Raw genomic sequence first — 1,575 nt, 5'->3', positions numbered from 1 at the left:
AACTCATGTAACAACATCAAACCTAATAAAAACATTGCGAAATATGAATGTCGTAAATATGGATGACATGTACTACAAATCCATCTATAGTGGTAGTCAGGCATTAGATGCATTAGAAAGATGTTTCGAGCTACAACTAAACAGAAAGTACTATAGACCAAGTGATTTAAACAAAATAGTAAAAAAATATTCAAAATAGAAATCACATACAACATTTCAAAAAAACGAAAGTGCTAGATTAAACCTTGAATAAAGGCTTTCTAGCACTTTTTACTTTTTCAACTGTCAAACTCGGGATTTTAACATAGAAATGACACGATAAATAGGGCAACTCAAATAAAAAAAGAGAATTTCACATTCTCTTACACAATTTTTCCCGTCTTTAGAGGTTTGCACCATGAATGTTTAGAGGCTATTCTGAGAAAAAGTTGAGATTCTTCAGTATATCTAGTTCTTTCAAGTATCAAATGCCTTAATATACGCTCACTTTTTGGCCATTTGTCATTGTCACGTTTACAACGCTGTAAATAAATGAACCAATTTAAATATGTTTGTAAGTTTTCTACATCCATACCAATAAATCTCCATATGTATCTTTTAATCCAACTGCACATGTTATTTATAAGGCCCATTTTTTCAAAATATGATGAATCTTTTGTGTTGGCCTTATATACCTCCGATTTTAAATTCAATTCACGAATTAACTTATTATGTGCTTTTTCTCCATCATGAACAATTATTGAATTTGGTCTTATATGATTATGCAATGTTTTATATATACGGTCGCTAGAAGGTTTTCCATGACCACATATAATTGCTACCATATTTTTATTGGAATCTATGGCAACTACTATACATATTTGAGTTTTAGATAATCCTCTGGGTTTTTGATTAATATAATCTGAACCCAAAACATTATAATCTTCAATATAGGTTTCATCAATCCATATTCTTCCACTTAATTGGAGAGTATCTTGATATCCATTTACTGTTTGAAATATCTTATTTCGCCATAAATTCGCTGTATTTGAGCTTATTTCTAACACTTCTATACATTGTTGTAACGGAACGTTAAAAGTCATTAGTTGAATATATTTCAATATCTTATGAAAAGATATCTTACTTGAATTGAAAACGGAATCCGATAATAATGTATAAGAACATCCACAATTCTCACATTTAAAACGTTTGTGATAAGCTGGAGTATGACCATTTTCAATATAGTTTTCACATGAGCACTTAGGACACATCGGTTTTCTACCGTATTTAATAGCTGCATCTTCTAGGTTAGTAACACCATATAAATCATAATCTTTTCTATTGTTGATGCATTCAATCAAAAGATCTAGTTTATCTTCGGGTAAACTAAAAACAAAATCCTTAAAAGGATTTTCAAAATTAGACATAAAAAACATCCTCAACATGTCTAAGCAGCCATTCGGTGAGGATGTCGCCAAACAAAGTTCCAAATGACTGCTTAGACATTAACTTTCTTTGGCTTTTTAATTATAACAGATTCATAAAACGGATACACTACTTTCATTTTGTCAACCACACGATTGTAGATTAATAGAA

The 1,575-nt window shown here is 30.3% G+C and carries 1 protein-coding gene and 1 pseudogene; one reads left to right on the top strand and one right to left on the bottom strand.

Annotation, left to right across the window (positions count from 1 at the left end; translation table 11 throughout):
- Positions 1 to 199, top strand: a pseudogene (locus C7U55_RS13845) (IS1634 family transposase); the annotation flags it as partial.
- A 163-nt stretch (positions 200 to 362) separates the two neighbouring features.
- Here C7U55_RS13845 and C7U55_RS13400 read toward each other — a convergent pair.
- Positions 363 to 1,406 (bottom strand): IS1595 family transposase, encoded by a 1,044-nt coding sequence (locus tag C7U55_RS13400; RefSeq protein WP_162297468.1) that lies wholly within the window; start codon positions 1,404 to 1,406, stop codon positions 363 to 365.
- Positions 1,407 to 1,575 lie beyond the last annotated feature (169 nt).

This window comes from Faecalibacillus faecis (assembly GCF_003024675.1).
Classification (GTDB): Bacteria; Bacillota_I; Bacilli_A; order Erysipelotrichales; family Coprobacillaceae; genus Faecalibacillus; species Faecalibacillus faecis.
Note: the sequence above shows the minus strand (reverse complement) of the source record. Positions and strands in the feature narration are given on the sequence as shown.

What these genes read in the sequence shown, in the direction of transcription:
- C7U55_RS13400 (WP_162297468.1), bottom strand. Translation starts at nt 1,406, where the DNA reads ATGTCTAATTTTGAAAATCCTTTTAAGGATTTTGTTTTTAGTTTACCC.